Raw genomic sequence first — 17,890 nt, 5'->3', positions numbered from 1 at the left:
TGCAGGGGCGGTACCTTACCGCTTGCCGGGGCTGGCTGCATGCATCAGCGGCAGGGGATCGAACGGCCCGTCGCGGCCGTAGATGCCGTAATGCAGGTGCGGCGGTGTGCCCTTGGCATTGCCTGTGTCACCGACGGTGCCCAGCAGGTCACCGGGCTGCAGCAGGCTGCCCATCGCCAGGCCGGGCGCCCAGTCGTCCAGATGCGCGTAGTAATGCCGCTGCCCGGCCGGGCCCATCACCCATACCTGTTTTCCCCCCAGCCCTTTGTCGCGAACCGCGACCACCACGCCCTGCGTGGCGGCACGCACCGGGGTGCCCCGTTTGGCGAAAATATCCACACCATGGTGCGTGCGATCCCGGCCACGCGGTGCGCCGAAGGTATCGCCGATCTGGCGCGGGCGTATGCCCTGTACCGGCACACTGATCGCGGTGGGCGCCGGGAGTTGCATCATTTTCCAGCTCATTCGCGCCACCACGGCAAATGGCTGTTGCCATAGCCATGCGCCGGACACGATCACCAACACCAGTACGACAAAAATTCCCAGTCGCGACGACACTGATTTACTCACTGCATGCCCTACGGATACCTGACAGTTGCTGAAACTAGCAGGCCAAACCGTCGCCCCGCCACGGTGGTGTGCGAGCAATGGAAGCCGTGTCACCACTTCCCATCCACTTCACAGTCGGCCCATCGAAAGCTCACAGAGCGCCCGTAACTTCAGGCATATGCCGCGCAAGCCGCCCGCCTTCGCACCGAGCCCCCCGATGGATATCCTGAACGTCCTGATCTCGATAGTTGCACTGCCCGCAGCGCTCTACTTCATGGCGCTGTTGGCTATCGGCTTCTTCAGCCGCTTGGCGTTCGATGCACTCGCGGTGCTGAGCTTCATGTTCTTGCTGATGTCGTGGCTGGCCAGCAGCGGCCTCGATGCGTTGGTCCTGTTTCTCATGGTCTGTACGCATGCCGTCATCACGGCCTTCGCACGATCGCGGCTGCCGTCGTTGGAACGCAGCTTTCAGCGCAGCACCGGACAAGTGGACGGTGGCAGTTGATGCCACCGTCCTGCCTGCGGGTTCAGCGCCCGGTCGTCCGCTGCAGCTGTGCCGGATAGCGTTCGCCAACCACCGTGATCGCATCCAGTGCGGCGGTAATGCCGGCCATGTCCTGTGCATCCAGCGTTATGGCCATCGCACCGATGTTTTCATCCAGCCGATGCCGCTTGGTAGTGCCCGGAATCGGCACAATCCACGGTTTGCGGGCCAACAGCCAGGCCAGGGCGATCTGCGCACGGCTCACACCTTTGGCGTCGGCCAGCGTGCCGATCACCTCCAGCAATCCCGCATTCGCGCGACGGTTCTCTTCGGAAAATCGCGGCAGCCCGTTGCGGAAATCATTGGCATCGAACGCAGTGTTCGCATCCATCGCGCCGGTCAAAAAACCGCGCCCCAATGGGCTGAACGGGACAAAGCCGATACCCAGTTCTTCCAGCAGCGGCAGGATTTCGGTTTCCGGCTCGCGCCACCACAACGAGTACTCACTCTGCAATGCGGTCACCGGCTGCACCGCATGCGCGCGACGGATTGAATCAACCCCGGCTTCCGACAAACCAAAGTGCTTGACCTTGCCTTCGGCGATCAGCTCACGCACGGTACCGGCCACCTCCTCCATCGGTACCGCAGGGTCCACGCGGTGCTGGTAGAACAGGTCGATACGGTCGGTACGCAGGCGCTTGAGTGAGGCTTCGGCGACCGCGCGGATGTTCTCCGGACGACTGTCCACGCCCTTGCTGGCGTCACCTTCACGGAAGCCAAATTTGGTGGCGATGATCACTTGGTCGCGGATCGGCTGTAGTGCTTCACCCAGCAGTTCCTCGTTGGTGAACGGGCCATAGACTTCCGCCGTATCGAAGAACGTCACGCCACGTTCGAACGCCGCGCGAATCAACGCGATGCCATCGGCCTTGTCCGGCGGCTGGCCGTACGCATGGCTCAACCCCATGCAGCCCAGACCCAGTGCCGATACTTCCAGCCCGCTGTTTCCCAGTACGCGCTTCTGCATTGCGATGCCCTCTTATTGCTGCGCCGGCAGTGACGCCATGTCGATGACGAAGCGATAACGCACGTCCGATTTTTCCATGCGCTCGTAGGCATGGTTGATCTCGTCCATGCGGATCATTTCGCAGTCCGGCAGGATGTTTTTCTCGGCACAGAAATCCAGCATTTCCTGTGTCTCGCGGATACCGCCAATCGGCGAGCCGGCAATGCGGCGGCGGCCAAGCAGCAGCGGCACACTGTTGAACTCATCCATCGGGCCGACCTGGCCAACGATCACCAAGGTGCCATCCACGTCCAGCAGTGGCAGGTAGGGGCCAAGCTCGTGTTTGACCGGTACGGTGTCGATGATCAGATCGAACGCCGACCGCGCCTGCTTCATCGCGGCCTCGTCACTGGAAACCAGCAGGCGATCCGCACCCAGCGCGAGGGCATCCTCCTGCTTGTTCGGGCTGCGGCTCAGTACCGTGACTTCGGCGCCCAGGCCCACCGCCAGCTTGACCGCCATGTGACCCAGCCCGCCCAGTCCGATCACGCCAACGCGGCTGCCCGGGCCCACGTTCCAGGTACGCAGGGGCGACCAGGTGGTGATGCCAGCGCATAGCAGCGGCGCAGCGCGCGCCAGGTCCAACCCTGCAGGCATGCGCAGACAGAAGTCCTCGCGTACCACCAGATGCTTGGAATAACCCCCTTGGGTGTGCTCACCGGTGATGCGGTCCGCGCCTGCGTAGGTGCCGGTATTGCCTTCGCGGCACAACTGCTCTTCCCCCTTGTGGCACTGGTCGCATTCCATGCAGCTGTCGACCATGCAACCCACTGCGACATGGTCTCCCACCTTGTAGCGGCTGACCTGCGGGCCCGTAGCGATCACCCGGCCGACAATTTCGTGGCCCGGCACGATCGGGTAGTAACTCCAGCCCCAGTCATTGCGTGCGGTATGCAGGTCTGAATGGCAGACGCCGCAGTAAAGGATTTCCATCGCCACATCGTTGCCACGCAGTTCGCGGCGCTCGAAGGCATAGGCAGCCAACGGCGAAGTGGTATCGAAAGCGGCATAACCGAGGGTTTTCATGGGCAGCATCCTGTAACGGGCAGAACGGGAAACCCGTGCGGACCAGCCCAGCCGGCCATCACGAGACAGGCGACAAGTCTAGACAGTTGCCTGTGACGAATTAAGCAGCGCCGGCGGCATTCGGTCATGCGTGGCTCATCATCCCCGGCCCGCAGGGGACCGGGCTTCCACAGGGCGACAGCCTCGGCCCGCGCCCCTGCACGGACCTCCGAAACAACACCCGTCAACCGCTACGGTTGAACGACCCAGAGCGGCGGGGACGCATCACCGGCACCTTGCCGTGGCGTTCAAGCATCGTGTCCAAGCGGTACAGGACATGCAGCCTGTCCCAGGTTTCCGCTTCATCCAGAATCGTCCTGGACAGTGCCGTGAACTGGGGCCAGAACTGCGCCTCGTGCCTGACTCTGCACAGCCAGTGATTAAGCTCCGCGCCGAGGTGGTCCAACGCGGCATCCAGCTCTACGCGCGGTTTCATGGCTCCACTCGCAACCAAGCCAAACTGACGTGATGGACATTGCCATCGTCCACGAGTGGTATCCGTCGTTGCTCCTGCTCAATGCCGTCCAACGTAAGCCTGCAAGGCCCCGCGTCGTGCTGGTCAACACGAATCACGTAGACGCTGCTTCCGAACTGGTAGCGCATCGCATAACCAGGCCACGCATGTGGCAGGCAGGGGGACAGCTCAAGACTGTCCGCAATGCGCTGCAGCCCCAGCAACGACTCGGTCAGCAACCGGTACATCCAGCCCGCCGAGCCGGTGTACCACGTCCAGCCACCACGTCCGACGTGCGGTGCCACGCCGTAGACATCGGCTGCCATGACATAAGGCTCCGCTTTGTAGATCGCCATCGCATCGCCATCTGTAGCGTGATGGATGGGGTTGATCATGCGAGCAAGCTCCCATGCCTTCTCCGCGTTGCCTTGTTTGGCGAACGCCATCGCCGCCCATACCGCCGCATGGGTGTACTGCCCGCCGTTCTCACGTACGCCGGGCACGTAGCCACGGATGTACCCCGGATCCTTCAACGTCTTGTCGAACGGCGGATCCAGCAGCTTTACCAAGCCCGCTTCACGTTCCACCAGATGCTGATCCAGCGATGCCATGGCCCGCGCCGCGCGCAGGGGTTCTGCGGCGCCCGACAGCACCGACCAGCTCTGCGAGATGGAGTCGATCCTGCATTCGTCGCTCTCGGTGGAGCCCAACGGCGTGCCGTCATCGAACCAGGCACGGCGGTACCACTGTCCGTCCCAGGCATGCGTTTCGAGGTTCTTCTGAAGGCGCTGCGCCTGATCGGCGCAATAGCTGGCAAACGCCTCATCGCCACGTGCACGTGCCACTGCCATGAAGCGTTGCAGTGTGTCGAAAAGGAAGAAGCCCAGCCATACGCTTTCGCCACGCCCGCCCTCCCCGACGCGGTTCATGCCATCGTTCCAGTCACCGGTGCCGATCAAGGGTAATCCGCGCGCACCGAGCAGCTCGCACCCGCGTCGCAGCGCCAGCACGCAGTGCTGATAGAACGACTGGCGAAGATGGGACTGCATCGGTATGTCGTAATAGGATTCCTCGTCTGAATTGACGGCGCGCCCTTCAATGAAGCGGACGTCTTCCTCCAGCACACTGACATCGCCCGTCACCTCCAGGTAACGGCAGGTAGCCAACGGCAGCCACAGGTAATCGTCCGAACAGCGGGTGCGCACCCCGCGGCCTTGCGGCGGATGCCACCAATGCAGAACATCGCCTTGCGGAAACTGCTGGGCTGCGCAGAGCAGCAGATGCGCGCGGGTCCGCAGCGGTGCCGCGTGCACGCTGGCCATGGTGTCCTGCAGCTGATCGCGGAAGCCAAATGCGCCGCCCGATTGGTAATAACCGCTGCGCGCCACGCAGCGGCAGGCCAGTGTCTGATACATCAGCCAGCCGTTCACCAGCGCATCAACGCTGGGGTCGGGCGTCTCGACCCGCATTACGTCCAGCAATCCACGCCAATGCAGATGGAGTGCGCTCAGCGCATCGCGGGCGGCCTGCGAGCCCTGTACTTTGCGGGCCAACCGCAGGGCGTCGTCATGGTCCTTGCCCATGCCAAGACGGAACACCACCTCCTGTGTTTCGCCGGCGGCCAGCACCAACGGAACCTGGATGGCGGTGCATGGGTCCAGCGCCACGCCCAACCGCCCGGACAGACGTTCGCGGTGCATTGCCGCCGGATCGTCCAACCCACCGTTGCGGCCCAGGAACTCTGTTCGGCTGGCAGTGAAACTGCGCTCGCTGGCATCCGTATCAAAGAAGGCCACGCGTCCGTTGAATTCCGTGTTGTAGGGATTACGTGCCGTGAACACGCCGCTGGCAGCATCCTGCTCGCACACGATATGCATCTGCGATTTGACCCGCAGGTCACCCAGCACCCATTCCACGTAGCCGGTTGCCGATACCCGCCGAGCACGCCCGGAAATATTGCGCAGCTTCAGCACCGAGAACTTGACCGCGTCCTCGACCGCCACATAGATCCACAGTTCGCTGGCGATGCCATCTTCCTCGTGCTCATACGCGCTGTAGCCGAAGCCGTGGCGCGTACGGTAAGCACCGCGTCCTCGGCAGGGCAACGCTGTGGGTGACCACACCTTTCCGCTGTCTTCATCCCGCAGGTAGAACGCCTCGCCACCACTGTCACTGACCGGGTCGTTGTGCCACGGCGTCAGCCTGAACTCATGGGCGTTCTCGAACCAGGTATAGCCGGGCATGCTCTCGCTGACGACCGTACCCAACGTTTCATTCGCCAACACGTTGGACCAAGGCGCCGGTGTCGGCATGCCCTCGCGCGTAACGATCACGTACTCGCGACCATCCGCAGCGAAAGCGCCGGTGCCGTTGTCGTGGATAAAGTCGCTTGCCACCTCAGTGAAGGGGCTCGTGTCATCCGCCGCTGTTGCCTCGTGATCCGGTGGCAGCCCGGTGAACAGCTCCAATGGTGCAGCGTGCTGATGATCGTCCGCTGACCCTTCAGGTAGCAGCGCCGGGATCGCCCGCTCGGCAGGTTCATGCCGGCCGATCTGTGCGGCCAGCGTGCCTTGCTGATCACTGATGATCACCCGGGCCACCGACTGCAGCAGAATGCGGTCCTCCTGTGACATCTGGTGACCCGGCCGCACGAAGATGCCGCCGGGGCGGTCCAGTACATTGGCTTCCGGATCTGCCGAGATCATGCCCAGTATCTGGTCCTGCAACTGTTGCCGATAACCCACCTGGCTTTCGTTCCAGATCACCAGATCCGCACGCAGGCCTTTCAGCCGCCAGTACGCATGCGCCTGCACCATCTGCCGGACCAGCTCGATATTGTCGACGTCAGAAACCTGCAGCAGCACGATCGGCAGATCACCCGAGATTGCATGCCCCCAGAGTCCTGACTGGCCACGCTGGTTCTGCAGCAGCACCTCGGGGTCGGCGCGCAGCAACGGATGCGCGTAGACAATCAATCCCGCCAGCCGCTCATACAGTTGTGCATCGGCCTGTGATGCATTGATCTGGCGCCGCACCACCTGGCTGTGGGTCCAGGCAAGATCGAACACCCGGTCCGCCAGTCGACGGTCACGGTACTTGTCGACCAGCCCAAGGCACGCATCGCGGTCCACGCCGACGCCGTACACCATATCGACCATCACGCTCTGTCCCGGCGCAAGTTCGATACGGCAACGGATTGCCACAATCGGATCCAACACCGAGCCTTCGCTGTTGGAGAGAACCTCGTCGCTCGAAAGCGCCTGTGGCGCACGCGGTGTGCAACCACGGCCAAGGAAGCGGGCCCGGTCTGTCTCGTACGAGATCGCGCTGATATCGGCATCGTGGACCGCAACCAGGTGGAACATCCATGGCGACACTTCGTCGTGCGAACGCGGCCGACGCGTACACAGCAGGGCCTGCCTTTCGGGCACGATCTCCGACTGCACGAACAGATTGCTGAATGCCGGATGCAGCTCGTCCACGATGGGCGCCGCCAACACCACTTCGGCATAGGTGGTGATCTCGATGGTCCGTGCATGTCGGCTGCGGTTGCTCAACCGCAACCGGCGCAGCTCGATGTCGTCTTCGGCGGAGATGGCGATTTCAAGATGGCTTTCGTAGCCACGTTTACGTCCACGGAACTCGGCCTTTGCGTCGGAGAAGATGGCTTCGTACTGCTCGACCGGCACACCGGTGGGTTGCAGGGACGTGGACCAGAACTCACCGCTGTCGACATCACGCAGATAGCAGAAATTACCCCAGTGGTCGCGGGTGCCATCCTCGCGCCAGCGTGTGATGGACATATCGCGCTGACGGCTGTAACCACCACCGGCGCTGGTCAACAGGCTGTGGTAACGGCCGTTTGACAGCAGCTGCACGGCGGGGCGTGACGTACTGGGATTACGGAATATCCGCAGCTGCGTTTCAGGTTCGGTGGAGGCCGCGCGCGCCCCCGGGGTTTCTGCTTCATGCGGATGGAACACGCCGGTATGCGGTATACGCTCCTGCAACAGCAGCAAGGTCGCCTGGAACTCGGCATCTGCCACGAAACGTTGCTGCATCGGCTGCTGCCGGAGCAGATGAACCAGCGACAGAAACCCCATGCCCTGGTGATGGGCCATGAAGGAACGCACCACCACGTGATCCTGTCCCGGTGGCACACGGGTGGGCGTGTAATCAATAGCTTCGTAGAAACCGAAGTCGCCATTGAAGCCCAGCGCATCCAGACGTTGCAGGTTCTTGCAGGCAGCTTCAGGGGCCACCATCAACGCCATCATGCTGGCGTACGGTGCAATCACCAGGTCCTGGCCCAACCCGCGCTTCAGGCCCAAACCGGGCACACCGAATGCGCGGTATTGGTAGTTCATGCGAGCGTCTACCGTGTTGTAGCCGGACTCGGATATCCCCCACGGAACGTTGTGCAGGGCGCCGTAGGCAATCTGCGCCTCCACGGCGTGCTGTGATGTCTGGTCCAACAGGGTGTCCGGGTAACTCGGCATCACCAGTTGCGGCATGAGGTACTCGAACATCGAGCCGCTCCATGACAACAGCGTCGCATCCCCGTTGACCTCGGTCAGCAGCCGCCCCAATGCGAACCAGGTTTCCTGTGGCAGCTTCCCCTGCGCAATGGCCACGAAGCTGCACAAGCGCGCTTCGGAGGCCAACAGGTCATAGAAGCCGCTATCCAGGCGATGTTCGTCCAGGTTGTAGCCGATGGCCAGCAGATGGCGCGCCGGGTCATAGAGAAATTCATAGTCCATCAGCGAGAACTGCCCAGCCCGATGCGCCAGCTGTTCAAGCTGAAGGATGCGTTCACGGGCATGCTCTTTCGCCAGCAGGTTGGTGGACCGCGTGAGTACCTCGCGCAACGTGGGGATGCGCTCGTCTTCCACGGCACCGTCAAACGCCACCACTGGCGACAGGCCGGCAACAAATAACCGTAGCTCCGCCAGTGCGTACTGGCAGGCATCAAGCAACGCCGTCGGCCAATGCAGCGCGTGTATAGCCGGTGGCACGGACGCGGACCAGCGGGCTGCGATATCACCTGCATGCACCACCAACGCCATCAGGATACGTTCTGCATCGCGCGCCCCGGCCGGCAATTCTTCCAGCGCCGGCGCAAGCGTGCTGCGGAAATCGGCCAGTGACTTCGACAGCTCCTTGTCGTTCAACTGCATTGTCAGGCGTGAATCTTCCAGCACGCCCAACGTGTCAGCCAATCCCACGAAGGTACCTGGTGCAAGTACCGGCGCATCAGCCAGCGCCAACAGGCCCTGACGCAGGGTCAGCAGGTGCCCCGCCAGGTTGCCGCTATCGACGGTGGAAACATAGGCCGGCGGCAGGGACTGCAGTGTTTCGGTGTCGTACCAGTTGTAGAAATGCCCGCGGTGACGCGGCAACGCGTCCAACGTGGCGAACACAAGCCGTGTGCGCTCCAGCACGCCAGCGACCTGCAGATAGCCAAAATCGTAGGCGGACAGATTGGCCAGCAACGACAGGCCGATGTTGGTCGGCGACGTGCGACGTGCCACCACCAGTGCAGGATGCTCCTGGACATTGTCCGGTGGCAGCCAGTGATTTTCAGCGCGCACATAGGTCTCAAAGAAGGCCCAGGTGCGGCGCGCCAGCTTGCCAAGAAACACCAACTGGGATGCGGACAGATTCGCATCGCGTGGTGGTGCTGACCGCCCCAGCCACGCCATGAGCACAGGCGAGGACAGCCACAGCAGAAGAAACGGCATGGCTATCCATAGCGAGGCCGGTTGCACAACCGCCAACAACGCAGCAACGACGATGACGGCGGACAAAGCGGCCGGCCCCATGCTGTGCAACTCGGCCTTCATGCCGGAGCCCAGACTGCGTTCCACTTCTGCCGATGGATTCCACTGCAATAGATGCGTGCGCGTGATCAACAGCCGCCACAACGTACGTGCAATCGCAGCCACGCTGAAGAACGCCTCGTAAGGCAGGCATGACAGATTTATCGCGGCGCGCAGCAGCTGTCGCAAGGTGGATCTACCCACCTGGAGCAGATGGGCCTTCAGTGGCATGTCGACCGGCATGGAGAAAACATCACGCAGTGCCGGTATCAGCACCGGCAGCATCCACAAGCACAACAGCCAGGCTGTCCATACGAGTGGCGCCGGCGAGAGCACCCAGCCGAGCACCAGCAGGGCCGTCATGGCCACCGGCACAAGGCTTCGCCGCAAGTTGTCCAACAGCTTGCCGCGCGATAGCCATGACAATGGATTGCGTTCATGGCCGCCGTCATTGCGCGGCACCCAGGGCAACAGCCAGGGCAGCAGTTGCCAGTCGCCGCGTATCCAGCGATAGCGTCGTTTCACGTCTGCGGCATAGCGCGTGGGGTAGTCCTCGAACAGCCGCACATCGCTGATCAATCCAGCGCGCGCATAGCAGCCCTCCAGCAAGTCATGGCTGAGGATGCGGTTGTCGGGGAAGCGGTTCGCCAGCGCAAGTTCGAACGCTTCCACATCGTAGATGCCTTTGCCCACGAAGGATCCTTCCCCGAACAGATCCTGGTACACATCCGAGACGGTGCGTGTGTACGGATCAATGCCCGGTTCGTTGCCGAACATGCGCGCATAACGCGAACTACGGCGTCCGCCCAGGCTGGTGCCAACGCTGGGTTGAAGGATGCCGTAGCCACGGACCACCCGACGACGTCGCGCATCGAAGTGGGCACGATTGAGCGGATGCGACAGTGTGCCGACGAACTCGCGTGCGGCATCGCGGGGCAGTCGGGTATCGGTATCCAGGGGAATGACGTAGCGCACGCTCGTCAGTGCAGCGACCCGGCCCACCACCTGCAGAAAATCCTCGGTGGAGCCGTCACGCAGCAACCGGTTCAAGGCTGCCAGCTTGCCGCGCTTGCGCTCAAGGCCCATCCACCGCTGCTCACCGGGGTTCCACTGGCGCGGCCGATGGAACAGGTAGAACAGATCACCTCCGTGTTCAGTGATGCGCTCCGGCGCATAGCGCTGGTTGAGTTGCTCGATCAAGTACACGGCGCGCTCCAGCAGCGCCGCATCTGTTGGCTGCGACGCCTGGTCCGCATCCAGAAAATCGGTCAGTAACGCGAAATGCAGATGCGGGTCGCGGTTGGCAAGGAAGCGGACTTCCAACCCTTCCACCAGGCTATCCACGTCGGCGACGTTTCCCAACATGCAGGGAATCACCACCAGTGTGCGCGCCTGCGCGGGTATGCCTTTGGAGAAATCCATGCGTGGCAGCAGTCGCGGCGATACCAGAAGCGTCGCGCCCCAGTTGACCAGTGCGATACCCAGCTCGCTGAACACCAGTACTGCCAATGCCACGATCAACCACGCCAACCCACCGTCCAATGGCGGGCCGGTGTTCATCAACCCCCAGGTGAACAACCCGACGATGGTCGCGATCGGCAACAGATACACCAACAAAGGGACCCGCTGCGGCCGCAGAGATACGGGGCGCCCCGAAGGCGTCAATGCGCCCACAGCGGCTTTCATCTGCGCCACGCCATCGTCCACCAGATAGAAGCCCACGTGCGCCTGGTAGCCGCGTGGATCGTCTTTGGCAGCGGCTTGCGTCAACCGCAGCGCCATGCCGGCAACATCGCTCTCACTGACGTTGGCCAGGCGCGCGACCTTCTCCACCACATGGCGGTAGCTGTCACGTGTACTGAAGTCCATCAACGCATAGGTGCAGGATGGATCCTGACGCAGGATGCGTTCGACTTCGCTCATGCTTTCGACGAACTCGCGCCAATCCATGTTGGTCAGGAAACGTAGACTGCTGAAGCTGTTGCTGATCGAAACCTGATCTGCGGCCTGTTGCTGACTCTCAAGATGCACCAGTTCTTCGATGCGATGGCCATCGGCAGCAACCCACTGTTCAAGCCAGGTGATCGGCATCGAGAACACACCGCCGCGACCCTGCAGCCCACGCGCCAGCTCGGAAACGAAAGCACCCGACAGCGGTGGGCCCGAGCGTGCCAGGTCAGCGATCACCAGTACTACATCTTTCGGACTTTCTGCTGCCGTCTGGTTCAACCGCTCGGCCCATTCGTTCGCCAGCCGGCGATCGGTGCCGTCATGCATCACACGCACGGCCATGCGCCGCAGATTGTCGATCAAGGCCAGCCGCAGCATGATCGGTATCGCCCAAAGCTCGCCCAGCATCAACGGCGTGATGGACTGGTAGGCAGCGATGAAGCGGCTGATGGTTTCCCCGTCGATGCGACCATCGCCATGCGCGATCGCCTCCAGAGACAGGTCGTACACACGCGGCAGCTCCGCCGAAGGGCCCACGCTCAAGGACGGAAGCTGACGGCTGTAACCGGTGGGCAGATGCATGCGCGCGGTGTGGATCTGCTCTTCAACAAGGTAGTAGTTGTCCAGCAACCACTCGCCCGCAGGCGCGACCCGCATACCGTCGCGCGTCAGCCCGGTGAGCAGCGAATAGGCATCATCCAGCAGACGTTCATTCTCAGCGAGACGGCCAAGCAGATATTCACGGCCTGACACGGCATGCACGCTATGTGCGCGCGCCAATGCACGTCCGTGCACTTCCATCTGGTCCACGTTGAATAGTTGCGCGCGGAGTGGCGCCTCGGCATGGCTGGAACTGATGCGTGCAGAGCCGTTCCAGCGCCACAAGCGTCCGAGGGCACGTAGCCACTGATTGGAGCTACCCAAGGTTTGAGTCATTGATGATCCTGTGTGGTCACGACGAGCAATAGGTCACTCGTTCTTCCTGTACGCCATTGGGATAACAGCGTAAAAAGCCGCAGGGCCGGCGTGTGTTGAAACAACAACACGAGATCCGTCATGCGGGAGATATCTGTTACGTCCGGCAGTTTTGCCGGGAAATTCAAACGCATGAATCTGGAGGCGATGAAAAGATCGACTCCATATGGACAAACACCGGCTTCAGCGAGTGCGAACATCCGTGCAGCTCGCACCTCGACCACGCCGCCTGGAATGCTCCTTTCGCACCCCCTGCACGGACCCACCATCGCGGCGTCAAGCGGGCGCAGTTGGCCGGCGATTCAACCTCATATTCGCCACTCTCTTCGCCGTACTCACCCTGCAGCCTCCTGAGTGCACGGCGACCGAGACTGCGGACCGCATCACTTCTGTTGCAGCTCATCGGTCGTCAGCCTGTTCCTCTTTGCTCACATCGATGACTGGATCGCCACACGTCCGCCGTGCATTGATGCTGGATTGAGCTGTACAAGCCTGTGCGAGGTGATACGCATTGAGACCTGCATGCTCACCCCACCCCGCCACGCGGGTTCATGGTGAGCCCGCTTCGTCGTCTCCGCGCAGGCGTTATTGGAGTTCGAAGCAGGGCGGATTCGAATTTTCGCCGAGACGGTCCCAACAGAGCTGCGCGATCTGGGCAGAGACCTCAGCGCTGTTCTCTGTCTGTGCCAGGGGAAGATGTGCCTGCAGGTCAGCAAGCCGTGCACGGTGCGAGCCATGCGGGTCCCGCAAGTAGATGTCGCACGCAAGCTTGATCACGGGTGCGCAATCATTGCGGAAGGAGTCGCCCACCATTGATCCGCTGTCGAAGCGCTCCTGCCAGTAAGACAGTTCGCTGACCACATTGACGAAGTCACGGTCTCTCAAGCCATTCATGTGTGTGTCCTGATGCCGCCAGCTCACGCACAGTAGCTGCATTGTCGATGAGGGGCCTCGTGCGGCGGTCCATTCCGGTTTGCCCGGAAGTACTTCCCTTGCGCTATCGCTGTCACTTCGGAATCAGCTGTGCTTGTAACTCTCTTGCAGTTCTTCAAGCTGCGCTGCGGTGGCCATCATGCCGCCTATCCGATCAAGCAGTGAATCGATACTACTGCGATGTGCGCTTTCATTGGGTGAACCGGAAGTGGCTTGCAACGCACGTCTGGTAAGAATTGCCAGCGACCGAAGCTTGTCCAATCGTTGCGAATACGACCACGTGTGCGTGGATGTGACCATCTCAAGCGCCAGTTCATCCAGGTCAGCGCGAGCTTCTTCATAGTTCATACGTCACATCCTGAGTACAAGGAGTACTCAATGTCTTTGCAGCATAGGCGCTTTGTCCGTCATAGGCGTGACGACGAAGATGAACGAGAAGGGTCTCGCACCGGCTGGTGTGTCCGGCGCCCTTCCGGAGGACCGCAGTGAGCTTCCGGCAGACAGCAGAAGCTTGCCCTGGTCAACGCGTGGTACCCACCGGGTATCGGCGGGGCCGCTTGGCGGACGGCATGCGGCCTACGGCGAACAGCCCGGGCATCGCAATGCACCGGGCCACCCTTGATGTAAAAGCGAAACAACGTCACGCGGTGCTCAGAAGCTGCCCTGCAGCGCCACCTCCCAGCGGCTACCGGCGAAGTCATCGCCAAACAGCTCACGCGCATGATGGTTGGTGGCATGCGTACTGACGCGCAGTTCCAGCGGCGCGGTGATCGCCCAGATCGCACTCAACTGCCCATGTGCGTAACCGCCACCGGCTGCGTCCTGCAGCGTGTAGTAGCCGGCCATCATCTCCATGCGCAGGTGCTCATTAATCGGTACGCGCGCGCCGATCTGGCTGTACAGGCCGTCCTGCGTGGTGCCCAGGGCCTCCGGGGACCACGCCAATGACAACCAATAGGTGTTCTTCCAGGTCAGCGTGGTGTTGAGCTCGGTCCAGTTCAGATCAACCGCAGTGGATGGATAGCGGTAATGCAGCACGTTGGCATCCAGCGCCCAGTGCTCGCTCAGCTGTTTTCCCCAGCCCACACTGAAGTCCAGCTCGCTGCTGGCGTGGGTTTGTGGCACGAATTCGACGCTGGAGCCCCATGCCGAGGCATAAAAGCCGCTCTGGCCTGCGACCTTGAAGCCTGCCTGCACAGCGGCATCACCCTGGCTTTGGGTAGCGCCGCGCCAGACATAATCACTGGTGAGGGTGGCGCTGCCACTGACGTCATGAGCGGCGGCACCACCCGTGGCGGCCAGCAGGATCAACAGAACGCGGCTACGGCGCAGCAGGCGTTGGGAATAGTGAAAGGCTTTCATCGGTTTTCCAAAGTGGCCACGCACCCTGCGCGGCCCTGTGGAAATGATGTCGTCACTGCCCATAAACCGGCGATGGCGATGCGAGCGTCGCACTATCAAATCTGCGTAAAAATGGACCGCGTTCAATCGCGCGGATACCCACCTGGCTCGGCCTCGTGGACCACGAGCCTGCAGATAGCGACCACATGCGGCATCTGCACCGGCCCGATGCATGGCCGATTGCACTACGGTGATACGTGCCGGGCTTGGGCCAGGCAGGCGCCTCTTGCCTGCGGCATACGGCTTATCCACTGGCGCCATATCGAGCAAACCGATCGGTATCAGCGCATCTGCAATTGGCCCGCAAAAGTACATTACGGCGGCCGGATTCAACGGCAAAATGGCCCGCCCTCCCTTCACCCACGCTGATGACGTTCCTGTCTTCGCTCCTGCAATCGCTGCGCAACTGGTTGAGCATCGAGCGCAACCAGACCAACCATGGCGAGAAGTGGATATCGGCACTGGGGGCGTTGATCGGCATCACCGTGGTCTATCAGTTGACCCACTGGTGCTTCCCGCATGGCTTTGGTGACACGCCCGGTAGCGCGATCCTGCTGGCCTCGATGGGCGCCTCGGCGGTGTTGGTATTTGCGGTGCCACACGGTGCGTTGTCACAACCGTGGTCGGTGATGGCCGGCCATCTGGTCTCGGCCTTCATCGGCGTGAGCTGCCAGAAACTGGCCCCCGATCAAGTCTGGACCGGCGCGTTGGCGGTGGGTCTGGCAGTGGGCGCCATGCATTACCTGCGCTGCATCCATCCCCCTGGTGGCGCGACCGCGCTGGCAGCAGTGATTGGTGGCAGTGACGTGCACGCATTGGGTTACCAGTATCTGCTGACGCCGGTGTTGATCAATGTCGCTGCCATCCTGACCGCAGCGGTGCTGTTCAACGCCTGCTTTGCCTGGCGCCGCTACCCGGTGCACCTGCATCGACGGCGGCAACAAACCGCGCCCGTCGCGTCGGCACAGCGCAGCGTTGACCTCACCCAGGAAGATTTCCACGCCGCCATCAGCCAGCTCAACTCGTTCGTGGACATCACCGACGATAACCTCACCGAGTTGTTGGAGCTGGCCAAGCAGCATGCCGAACGCGATGCGCTGCATCCGGCGTTGATCGCGCCCGGCCGCTACTACAGCAACGGCCGCCTGGGCCGTGCATGGAGCGTGCGCCGTGTGTCAGTGACACCGGCGCTCAACGGACCAACCCCCCAGCGGCTGGTGTACGCGGTGGTGGCCGGCAACGGTATTGGCAATATCGGCCATGCCACTGCGGACGATCTACGCCAATGGGCGCGGTTCGAAGTGGAGCTGCAGCACGGTGGGCGCTGGGCCAAACTGCAGCCCAGCTGAGCGACTGCCGGGAGGTATCAGCCCGCCACCCAGGTGCCGCCGCCCTGCGCGCAGCTTGCCGGCAGGTCTACAAGGTCTTGCGATGTGCGCTCGTAGTAGTAGCCATCAAACTTGCCACCGAACAACTTCTTGCAGCTGCCCTGCGACGGTGACGGGCAGGCGTCCATGTAATCGACCTCACCGGCCTTGCCGCCCATCTGTGCGGACGTCTGCGCCAGCCCGCTACACATGCGCTGCAACTCGGCCTCACTGGATCCGGCGGTGGTCTGCACGCAATCGCGTGAGCGGATGGTTCTGCCCATGAGCGTGAATTCACCGGCAATCATGCAGGCATGCGTGGCGGCAACGGGCGCTACTGGTGTGTGTACGACGCTGCCCGGGCTTGCCGCCGGTGCAGTGGCTTCCGGTACGTCCGGCGATGCGGCGGTTTGCGGCGCCGGCGCGGCGCCGCCACAGGCGGCCAGGCTCAGCAAACAGGCCATTGCCAACAGCCCCTGCCGATACGGATTCATGATTTCCATACGTGCTCCCTACGTGATTGGACGTGGCCCTGATGGTAATCCGCAGGTGCAACATGAATCGGCACCGCCGCACAGACAGCTTCAATTCTTCGCATCCTCTCGACACTTTCACAACGCCCCAAGGAGGACATTGTCCGCCCCGGCACTTCCAGCGCTGCGGGCCTGAAAGCCGTGTTTGCCATTCACCCCAGCGGAGGTTTTCCATGTCTTATGTTGATGGTTTCATTGCCGCCGTACCCACGGCCAACAAAGAGAAGTTTCTCGCCCATGCACGTACCGGCGATGCAGTGTTCATTGAGTTCGGCGCCTTGCGTGTCGTGGAATGTTGGGGCGACGACGTGACACATGGCCAGCTCACGGATTTCTTCCGCGCGGTGCTGGCCAAAGAGGACGAGACGGTGGTGTTCTCCTGGATTGAATGGCCCGACAAAGCCACGCGCGATGTCGGCATGCAGAAGATGATGGAGGATCCACGCATGGATCCAGCCACCAATCCCATGCCGTTCGATGGAAAACGCCTGATCTACGGCGGCTTCGTGCCACTGCTTGATCTGACGAAGTAGCGCACTGGCAGGGGATGCACACCTGATTCGCGGTATGGCAACGGCCTATCAATCCCGATCAGGTGCACCCAAGGGAAACAGCGGACGATAAGGGCGCGCCTCTTCCACGGCGCGCGCAAACGACGGCCGCGCCAGCAGGCGTTGGCGATATGCGCGCAGCAGCGGATAGGCCGGGCCAATGCGGTGCACCCAATCGGCGTAGAACAGCGACGGAGCAGCAGCGCAATCGGCAAGGCTGAACGCATCACCGCAGGCCCAGCTGCGCCCTGGCAACTGGGTCTCTGCCCAGGCGTAGCTCAGTTCCAATTTGTCGCGAGCATGTGCCAATGCGTCCCGCGCCTTGTCCGCATCGCCACTCAAGGCGCCGCCCACCGCATGCTGCACCGGGCTCATCACATGCAGGTCGAAGAAGCGATCAAGGAAGCGCGCGTCCAGTGCCTGCCGCGCATCATCGGGCAGCAACCGCACGGCACCGGGGCGTGTCTGCTGCAGGTACTCGATGATGATGCTGGTCTCCACCACCGCAGTGTCGCCATCCAGCAGCAACGGGAACTTGCCTACCGGCCACCGCCGCAACCACTCGGCAGCATGTTCCGGCGTGTCTGGTCCCAGACAGCGGAACTCAAAGGGGATGTCATTTTCATACAACGCAATCAGCACTTTCTGCGTGTACGAGGAAAACGGGTGACCATAGAACGCCAGCGACATGGCTTGACTCCTGGGGCATGCACGCCCCGGCGGCGACCGTTGTAACGTCAGGG

General features: G+C 62.1%; 14 protein-coding genes. 3 read left to right on the top strand and 11 right to left on the bottom strand.

Going from position 1 to position 17,890, the window contains the following annotated elements; translation table 11 throughout:
- Positions 1–15 precede the first annotated feature (15 nt).
- Positions 16–528 (bottom strand): M23 family metallopeptidase, encoded by a 513-nt coding sequence (locus PAN08_RS17045; RefSeq protein WP_269792834.1) that lies wholly within the window; start codon positions 526–528, stop codon positions 16–18.
- Between the two features lie 238 nt (positions 529–766).
- Between PAN08_RS17045 and PAN08_RS17040 the strand changes: the two genes are divergently transcribed.
- On the top strand, positions 767–1,054 hold the full coding sequence (locus tag PAN08_RS17040) for a hypothetical protein (protein WP_269792715.1): 288 nt from the start codon (positions 767–769) through the stop codon (positions 1,052–1,054).
- A gap of 22 nt (positions 1,055–1,076) precedes the next feature.
- Here PAN08_RS17040 and PAN08_RS17035 read toward each other — a convergent pair whose 3' ends face one another.
- The 8 genes from PAN08_RS17035 to PAN08_RS17000 all read right to left on the bottom strand — a co-directional run bounded on the left by PAN08_RS17035 (position 1,077) and on the right by PAN08_RS17000 (position 14,657).
- The gene (locus tag PAN08_RS17035; protein ID WP_269792714.1) at positions 1,077–2,060 is read right to left on the bottom strand and encodes an aldo/keto reductase; all 984 of its coding nucleotides are present in this window, start codon (positions 2,058–2,060) and stop codon (positions 1,077–1,079) included.
- 12 nt (positions 2,061–2,072) lie between these two features.
- Positions 2,073–3,125, bottom strand: a complete 1,053-nt coding sequence (locus PAN08_RS17030) for an NAD(P)-dependent alcohol dehydrogenase (RefSeq protein WP_269792713.1) — start codon at positions 3,123–3,125, stop codon at positions 2,073–2,075.
- A 223-nt stretch (positions 3,126–3,348) separates the two neighbouring features.
- A complete protein-coding gene (locus PAN08_RS17025; RefSeq protein WP_269792712.1) occupies positions 3,349–3,600 on the bottom strand; it encodes a hypothetical protein in 252 nt (83 codons plus the stop codon).
- The gene (locus PAN08_RS17020; RefSeq protein ID WP_332840114.1) at positions 3,597–12,323 is read right to left on the bottom strand and encodes a glucoamylase family protein; all 8,727 of its coding nucleotides are present in this window, start codon (positions 12,321–12,323) and stop codon (positions 3,597–3,599) included. Before PAN08_RS17020 ends, PAN08_RS17025 begins: the two co-directional genes overlap by 4 nt.
- A complete protein-coding gene (locus PAN08_RS17015) occupies positions 12,320–12,562 on the bottom strand; it encodes a hypothetical protein (RefSeq protein ID WP_269792711.1) in 243 nt (80 codons plus the stop codon). The genes PAN08_RS17020 and PAN08_RS17015 overlap by 4 nt, the downstream gene beginning before the upstream one ends.
- Positions 12,563–12,947: 385 nt before the next feature.
- Positions 12,948–13,256, bottom strand: a complete 309-nt coding sequence (locus PAN08_RS17010; RefSeq protein ID WP_269792710.1) for a hypothetical protein — start codon at positions 13,254–13,256, stop codon at positions 12,948–12,950.
- 123 nt (positions 13,257–13,379) lie between these two features.
- Positions 13,380–13,643: a hypothetical protein gene (locus tag PAN08_RS17005; RefSeq protein WP_269792709.1), complete on the bottom strand. Its 264-nt coding sequence runs from the start codon at positions 13,641–13,643 to the stop codon at positions 13,380–13,382.
- 303 nt (positions 13,644–13,946) lie between these two features.
- The gene (locus PAN08_RS17000) at positions 13,947–14,657 is read right to left on the bottom strand and encodes a TorF family putative porin (protein ID WP_269792708.1); all 711 of its coding nucleotides are present in this window, start codon (positions 14,655–14,657) and stop codon (positions 13,947–13,949) included.
- A gap of 407 nt (positions 14,658–15,064) precedes the next feature.
- On the opposite strand from PAN08_RS17000, the gene PAN08_RS16995 reads away from it, so the two are divergent.
- On the top strand, positions 15,065–16,045 hold the full coding sequence (locus tag PAN08_RS16995; RefSeq protein ID WP_269792707.1) for an HPP family protein: 981 nt from the start codon (positions 15,065–15,067) through the stop codon (positions 16,043–16,045).
- Between the two features lie 17 nt (positions 16,046–16,062).
- On the opposite strand, the gene PAN08_RS16990 is transcribed toward PAN08_RS16995, so the two are convergent.
- On the bottom strand, positions 16,063–16,566 hold the full coding sequence (locus tag PAN08_RS16990; protein ID WP_269792706.1) for a hypothetical protein: 504 nt from the start codon (positions 16,564–16,566) through the stop codon (positions 16,063–16,065).
- Positions 16,567–16,769: 203 nt separating this feature from the next.
- Here PAN08_RS16990 and PAN08_RS16985 point away from each other — a divergent pair, with 203 nt between their 5' ends.
- Positions 16,770–17,129, top strand: coding sequence for a DUF1428 domain-containing protein (locus tag PAN08_RS16985; RefSeq protein WP_269792705.1), 360 nt, complete (start codon positions 16,770–16,772; stop codon positions 17,127–17,129).
- 48 nt (positions 17,130–17,177) lie between these two features.
- On the opposite strand, the gene PAN08_RS16980 is transcribed toward PAN08_RS16985, so the two are convergent.
- Positions 17,178–17,837 carry a glutathione S-transferase family protein gene (locus tag PAN08_RS16980; RefSeq protein WP_269792704.1) on the bottom strand — a complete coding sequence of 220 codons (660 nt, stop codon included), beginning with the start codon at positions 17,835–17,837 and terminating at the stop codon, positions 17,178–17,180.
- Positions 17,838–17,890 lie beyond the last annotated feature (53 nt).

This window comes from Stenotrophomonas sp. Iso1 (genome assembly GCF_027497995.1).
GTDB lineage: Bacteria > Pseudomonadota > Gammaproteobacteria > Xanthomonadales > Xanthomonadaceae > Stenotrophomonas.
Note: the sequence above shows the minus strand (reverse complement) of the source record. Positions and strands in the feature narration are given on the sequence as shown.

What these genes read in the sequence shown, in the direction of transcription:
- PAN08_RS17040 (WP_269792715.1), top strand. Translation starts at nt 767, where the DNA reads ATGGATATCCTGAACGTCCTGATCTCGATAGTTGCACTGCCCGCAGCG.
- PAN08_RS17035 (WP_269792714.1), bottom strand. Translation starts at nt 2,060, where the DNA reads ATGCAGAAGCGCGTACTGGGAAACAGCGGGCTGGAAGTATCGGCACTG.
- PAN08_RS17030 (WP_269792713.1), bottom strand. Translation starts at nt 3,125, where the DNA reads ATGAAAACCCTCGGTTATGCCGCTTTCGATACCACTTCGCCGTTGGCT.
- PAN08_RS17025 (WP_269792712.1), bottom strand. Translation starts at nt 3,600, where the DNA reads ATGAAACCGCGCGTAGAGCTGGATGCCGCGTTGGACCACCTCGGCGCG.
- PAN08_RS17020 (WP_332840114.1), bottom strand. Translation starts at nt 12,323, where the DNA reads ATGACTCAAACCTTGGGTAGCTCCAATCAGTGGCTACGTGCCCTCGGA.
- PAN08_RS17015 (WP_269792711.1), bottom strand. Translation starts at nt 12,562, where the DNA reads ATGTTCGCACTCGCTGAAGCCGGTGTTTGTCCATATGGAGTCGATCTT.
- PAN08_RS17010 (WP_269792710.1), bottom strand. Translation starts at nt 13,256, where the DNA reads ATGAATGGCTTGAGAGACCGTGACTTCGTCAATGTGGTCAGCGAACTG.
- PAN08_RS17005 (WP_269792709.1), bottom strand. Translation starts at nt 13,643, where the DNA reads ATGAACTATGAAGAAGCTCGCGCTGACCTGGATGAACTGGCGCTTGAG.
- PAN08_RS17000 (WP_269792708.1), bottom strand. Translation starts at nt 14,657, where the DNA reads ATGAAAGCCTTTCACTATTCCCAACGCCTGCTGCGCCGTAGCCGCGTT.
- PAN08_RS16995 (WP_269792707.1), top strand. Translation starts at nt 15,065, where the DNA reads ATGACGTTCCTGTCTTCGCTCCTGCAATCGCTGCGCAACTGGTTGAGC.
- PAN08_RS16990 (WP_269792706.1), bottom strand. Translation starts at nt 16,566, where the DNA reads ATGGAAATCATGAATCCGTATCGGCAGGGGCTGTTGGCAATGGCCTGT.
- PAN08_RS16985 (WP_269792705.1), top strand. Translation starts at nt 16,770, where the DNA reads ATGTCTTATGTTGATGGTTTCATTGCCGCCGTACCCACGGCCAACAAA.
- PAN08_RS16980 (WP_269792704.1), bottom strand. Translation starts at nt 17,837, where the DNA reads ATGTCGCTGGCGTTCTATGGTCACCCGTTTTCCTCGTACACGCAGAAA.